General features: G+C 67.1%; 7 protein-coding genes and 1 pseudogene. 7 read left to right on the top strand and 1 reads right to left on the bottom strand.

The window, feature by feature from the left end; genetic code table 11:
• Positions 1-108: 108 nt before the first annotated feature.
• Positions 109-597 carry a hypothetical protein gene (locus GJ633_RS13380; protein ID WP_156589215.1) on the bottom strand — a complete coding sequence of 163 codons (489 nt, stop codon included), beginning with the start codon at positions 595-597 and terminating at the stop codon, positions 109-111.
• Between the two features lie 96 nt (positions 598-693).
• Here GJ633_RS13380 and GJ633_RS13375 point away from each other — a divergent pair, with 96 nt between their 5' ends.
• From GJ633_RS13375 to GJ633_RS13345, 7 genes and pseudogenes are all read left to right on the top strand, one after another.
• Positions 694-1,551: a hypothetical protein gene (locus GJ633_RS13375; RefSeq protein ID WP_156589214.1), complete on the top strand. Its 858-nt coding sequence runs from the start codon at positions 694-696 to the stop codon at positions 1,549-1,551.
• A gap of 95 nt (positions 1,552-1,646) precedes the next feature.
• Entirely contained in the window at positions 1,647-2,285 is a 639-nt protein-coding gene (locus GJ633_RS13370; protein ID WP_156589213.1) for a halocyanin domain-containing protein, read from the top strand.
• Positions 2,282-2,671, top strand: a complete 390-nt coding sequence (locus tag GJ633_RS13365; protein ID WP_156589212.1) for a hypothetical protein — start codon at positions 2,282-2,284, stop codon at positions 2,669-2,671. The genes GJ633_RS13370 and GJ633_RS13365 overlap by 4 nt, the downstream gene beginning before the upstream one ends.
• 7 nt (positions 2,672-2,678) lie before the next feature.
• Positions 2,679-3,488, top strand: coding sequence for a cytochrome bc complex cytochrome b subunit (locus tag GJ633_RS13360; RefSeq protein WP_156589211.1), 810 nt, complete (start codon positions 2,679-2,681; stop codon positions 3,486-3,488).
• A 4-nt stretch (positions 3,489-3,492) separates the two neighbouring features.
• Positions 3,493-4,280: pseudogene (locus GJ633_RS13355) on the top strand (cytochrome bc complex cytochrome b subunit).
• Between the two features lie 45 nt (positions 4,281-4,325).
• Complete coding sequence (locus tag GJ633_RS13350; protein ID WP_156589210.1) at positions 4,326-4,757, top strand: hypothetical protein; 432 nt, start codon at positions 4,326-4,328, stop codon at positions 4,755-4,757.
• A gap of 4 nt (positions 4,758-4,761) precedes the next feature.
• Positions 4,762-5,046 (top strand): hypothetical protein, encoded by a 285-nt coding sequence (locus GJ633_RS13345; protein WP_156589209.1) that lies wholly within the window; start codon positions 4,762-4,764, stop codon positions 5,044-5,046.
• Positions 5,047-5,665: the final 619 nt, after the last annotated feature.

The raw sequence follows: 5,665 nt of genomic DNA, 5'->3' as shown, positions 1-5,665 counted from the left end.
CGGATACTCGACGTCGACGAGCGTGCCGAACAGATCGAAAGTGACGGCCACGATACCGATACTACGGGCAAAACGGGATTGAACCTGTCGGTTTGCGGGCCGTCTCGCTCACGCCGAGAGCGCGGGGATCACGTGAAGCGTGTAGAACCGGTACAGGCCGCTCAGCCACGCGCAGAACCACAGGACCATGAACCCGGCGACGCCGACGCGGAGCCGGCTCCGCCAGTGGCCCATGTCCTCGTGGATCTCGTCGATGTCGACGTCGGGGTCCTCGTAGGCGTCGGCGCCGCGTTTGGCCTGGTAGATGCGGACGATACCGGTGAGCGCGAACGCCAGCAGCGCGTACGCCTGCACGCCGAAGAACGCGTGTATCACGGCGCCGCCGGAGAGCTGCCCGAGGATCCGTGGCAGCATCCACCCGACGACCGGGACCGTCGTGAGCGTCAGCCCGACGACGATGTACTTCAAGTGATATATCAACACGTTCCACGTCACCGTGTCGGCGTCGATCATGATCCAGGCACCGTAGAGGAGAAACGGCAGGCTGGTCGTCACGGACAGCCCCGCCAGCGTCGCGACGACCGACTCGTCTACCATGGCGGACGGTTGGGCCGCCCCCGCGTAAAGCTCCTCGATCCGGCCGGCCGCCGGCAGACGAAAACAGTTAGCGTCCGGAGTCCGTACGGCCGGGCGATGGAGGACACCTCGACCGGACCGGAGCCGGAGTCACGGTCGGCGCGAGCGCCGAGCGAGTCGGACGGCGACGCGTCCCCCGAGGAGGGATCGGACGGGGACCCGGCTCCCGAGGACGAGTCGGACGGCGACTCGCCCCCCGATGACCTCGACGAGCTCCGCGAGCGCGTCGAGGCCGAGTACGACTTCGACGACTTCGGACCCTCCGACATGGCCCGGATGAGCGCCGAGGAGTGGGACGCCGCGTTCGATCCCGACACGTGGATCACCGGCGATCGGCTGCTCGACCGCGCCGAGGCGGAGCTGAAGTCGCGGATCGCCCGTCGCGAGGTGTTCGGGGTCCTCGAGCGCGTGCGGACCGACGGCGAGGAGCGCGTGCTCGTGTACTCCGACGAGGGGTACGCGATCGTCCGGCCGACGGGCGAGGTGGCCGGACGGGGGACGATCCTCAGAGACGTCGAGCCGGTCGTCGCCCTCGCGTCGATGGAGTCGTACGACGTGCCGGAGCCCCCGAGCGACTGGTCGCTCCCGCACCCCGACGCGGTGCCGGAGGGGTCCGGCGAGTTCGGCAACCTGATGATGCAGGTGATAGCCGCCGTGCAGGTGCTCGCCGGGGCGGCGCTGCTCGTCGCCTCGTTCGTCACCGACCTGAGCACCGTCGTCGCGCCCGCGATCGGGATCCTCTTCTTGCTCATCGGGCTGTTCCTCTTCGTGATGGTCGCGAACGCGCGGCTCTCGGACCGGTTCCGTGCGGCGGAGTACCGCGACCGCCTCAGGGCGCTCCGCGAGGCGAAGGAGCGTCCGGACTTCGTCCCGGTCGATGGAGGGACCGTCGACGAGGACGAGCCAGAGGAGTAAACGGCCGATATCGGGTGATACAGCCGGTGTATCACCGTCCGAGTCGACGGGTTCAGTCGGTGGGTTTAAGCGGACCCCGTTCTGAGTGAGCGTGTATGAAAAGGCGGGAATTCGTGCGCACGGCCGGGGGTGCCACCGCCGCGGCCGCGGCCTCGGCCGGGGCGGCCGGAACGGCCGCCGCACAGGAGGTAGAGCCGGACTGGCCGAGCGGGGCCTCGGGCGGGAACCTGGGGACCTACCAAGACGCCCGGGGACAGGACGAGGTGACGATCGCGGTCGGCGCCGGCGACCAGGGGCTCGCGTTCGACCCGACCCTCGTGTGGGTGGACACGGGCACGACGATCACCTGGGAGTGGACGGGAAGCGGCGGCGACCACAACGTGGTGACCGTCGAGGGCCCGGCCAGCCTCGACAGCGGCGACCCCGTCGGCGAAGAAGGCGCCACCTACGAGTACGAGGTGACCGAAGAGGACGCCGGCATCACCCACTACCACTGTGACCCCCACACCGCCGTCGGCATGCACGGCGGCCTCGCCGTCGGCGGCGACGTCGCCACCGTCTCCACCGGCGGCGCAACAGGGTGGCCAGAGGACATCGCACACGTCGGCGTGGTGTTGCACCCGCACTGGATCGGGCTCGCCGCGATGTTCGGCGTCGGACTCACGTTCGTGTTCACCTTCTACCTGCTGAAGTACGGCGTGTCCGCGCACACGGGACACGGAGGTACCCAATGAGCTCCGGCGGCTCGTCGTACGGCGACATCCACCGGTACGAACCCGCGAGAGAGAGCACCGCCGCCGCCATCGCGATCGTGTTGCTCACGATCATCGAGGTCGTGTTCGTCTCCCTTTTCGTCTACGGACTGATGTTCGCGTGGGCGTCCACGGAGTCGGGCAACATGTTCGTGGGCGCGCTGCTGGCGATGATCTTCATCGACCTCGCGTTCATCCTGCTCTTGTACCGCAAGGAGTTCCTCCCGGACGTGATGATCGTGAAGAAGCGCCGCCGCAAGTGGGAGGACCTCTACGTCCGCGAAGAGGAGAAAGACGGCGTGACGATCGACTCCGGTAGCGCGATGGAGACGCTCAAGCGAGCGGTGTACCCCTACTACAAGAAGTGATCCACCAATGAGTCTCAAAAAACAGGACGAGATGGACCACAACGCGTGGCTCAAAAAGCAGGATCTGACGGCCATCGAGACCGCGTTCCTCACCACGCTCATCTGGCTGGACAAGCGGCTCCGCATCGTCGACTACCTCGAGCTGCTGGAGACGATGTACTACCGTGCGAACCTCCAGATGCCGAAGAGCCACACCGAACAGTACGACCTCGACAACAAGTTCTGGTACTGGTACCCCCTGTACTCGCTGGGCTCGCTCTCGATCGTCGCGTACCTGGTCGCCGCGATCACCGGCGCACTGTTGGGATTCTACTACTCGCCGTCCACCGCCGGCGCGGCGGCGCAAGGCGACCCGACGGCGGCGTACGACTCGCTGGTGATGATCATGACGGACGTCCAGTTCGGCTTCATGCTCCGGTCGATCCACAAGTGGGCCGCCCAGTTCATGACGGCGGCGGTGTTCCTCCACATGCTCCGCGTGTACTTCACCGGGGCGTACAAGGAGCCGCGCGAGGTCAACTGGGTGCTCGGGGTCCTCCTCCTCGCGCTGACGGTGCTGTTCGGGTACTCCGGTTACCTCCTCCCGTGGAAGCAGCTGTCCTTCTGGGCGGCACAGATCGGCGTCGAGATGGCCCTCGCGACGCCCATCGTCGGCGAGTGGGCCGCACAGCTCATGTTCGGGGGGTTCACCCTCGGACAGGCGACGCTCGTGAGAATGTACATCCTGCACGTGTTCGTGTTGCCGTTCGTGGTGACCGCGCTCATCGCGCTCCACGTCGGCATCGTCTGGGTGCAGGGCATCGCGGAGCCGCACTAAGCCAATGACCGACGACACCACTCCGATGACGGACGGCGGTACCGACGACGAAGCGCGCACCGACGGCGGCCCGCCCGCCACGGTCCCGCCGGACGACGAGACGCCGACCTGGTCCGAGCGGAAGGAACGCTCGCAGGGGCTCGCACAGCTCACCTACCAGTACTTCGAGCGCTCCCGGCGGGAGGACGAGACCCTCCGCGCCGAGTCGACGTACGTCGAGCGCGACGTGCTCGGCTTCCCGGCGTGGCCCCACGAGACGATCCGGAACCTCGCCATCTCGAGCTTCTTCGTGGGGATCATCGTCCTCGTCTCGGCGGTGATGCCGGTCCACTTCGGCGCCCCGGCAGACCCCGCTCGACGCCGGCGGTCATCCTCCCCGACTGGTACCTCTACTGGTCGTTCGGCCTGCTGAAGCTCAATCCGATAAACCCCGAGCTGGCCGTGCTGGGCGGGAACATCCTCCTCGGGAACGAGTTCCTGGGGATCCTCGCGCACGGCGTCATCTTCGCCGCGATCGGGCTCGTGCCGTTCCTCAACAAGGGGAGCGCCAGACGGCCGGTCGAACAGCCCTTCTGGGCCGCGGTCGGCGTCACCGGCGTGATCCTCTCGTTCACGCTGGCCGCGCTCGCCATCCAGAACTTCTTCCCGATCAGTCTGGACCTGCTGTTCACGCTCACGTTCACGCTGCCGCTCGCCGGCGGAATCATCGCCTACGCGGTGTTGAAGACGATGCGCGAGGGGTACATGTACGACCTCAACCGGCGGTACTACATGCTGCGGCCGCCGAGGTAAGGCGCCGCACGACCGGCACGCCGTTTCCCGTTCTCGTTCGTTCTCATGGCACCACCCACCGACACCGACGACGCCCAGGCGTTCGACGAGACTGGCGACCCCGTCGCGACGGACGACGCGGACGACCCGCGAAACGAACCGACCGGGCCCCGCGACGGTCCCGGCGGCCGCGAGGTCGTCGTCCCGTTCCGGCTGTACAAGGCGGTCACGGTGTTCTCGACGCTGGCGGCCGCGCTCGCGTTCCTGATCGGCTTCACGTTCCTCGACGCCGCGACGCTACAGCTGAGCCTCGTTCGAACCGTGATCGTCTACCTCCTCGGGACCGTCGGGCTCACCCCGTCGGCGGACGTGCTCGGTGCGGCGCTCGGGGTCGTCGGAGTGTCGTTCATCGTCGCGGGAACGGCGGTGTACGTGTTGGGAACGCGCTTCCGCGGACGCGGGATGGGAAAGTCTCAAGACGACTCCGACGAATCGTAAGCCAATGGCAGACGAGTTCATCAAGGGATTCGCCCTGTTCTCCATCGGAGCGCTCGGATGGTTCACCTTCGGCGGCTGGTACCGGACCCCGTCGTACTACGAGATCGTCCAGCTCGTCAACCCGCCCGAAGGCGTCAACACGGCCTACGGTGAGATCGGCGTCCTCGCCGGCGAGGCTTCCTTCTGGCTCATGATCGTCGGCGCGCTCACGTTCTGGGTGATCGTCCCGGCGAGCCGCGAACTCCGGGACGCGCTCAACGACGAGGGCGACGCCGACGCCGCGAGCTGACGTCGCCGCGGCCCTCTCGACTCGTTCGTTTTTGCCTCGTCTCGCCTCACCGCTTTCGTCGCCGTTCCCTTGCGACCCCCGCGTTTCCCTTCCAGTCCCTCTGCTCTCGTCTCCCGTTGGCGCTGTCGCGCAACGAACCGTCGCGGTCACCCACCGGCGCAGACGTCTCGACCGCGGTGGTTGACGAGCGAACCGGTGTGTTGACATCTCACGCAGGGTGTCAGAGAACCGTTCAAACCGCCGGGTACTCCGATCTGAATCGATCGATACAGGTCAAGGAGTGATCGATCCGCGGTGGCGCGCTCCGGTGAGCGGCCGGGAGGCCGCGAATCCGAGCGCGAGGGAGGCGGTGAGCGCTCGGAGAGCGCGAACCGCGAGGCTGGGGACGGCGTGAGGTGCTGTGCGGTGCCGTTCGGGTCGGGACCCAAAGGGGCAGCCGTGAGGGCGAAGCCCGGCGACGTAAGGACCGCAGACCGTGAATGAAGTGAACGGTCGAGGACCACAGCGAGCCGCGCGAGTCCTCACGGCTGGGGCTTTGGTGAGTGTTCTTCCCCGGTGGCCACCGACCCATCTCGAACGTCCCGAGTTCGCTCAACTATCCCTCTATCGTACCACTAGC

Source organism: Halorubrum sp. CBA1125, from assembly GCF_009742825.1.
GTDB lineage: Archaea > Halobacteriota > Halobacteria > Halobacteriales > Haloferacaceae > Halorubrum.
This window is presented reverse-complemented; position numbering and strand designations above follow the sequence as displayed.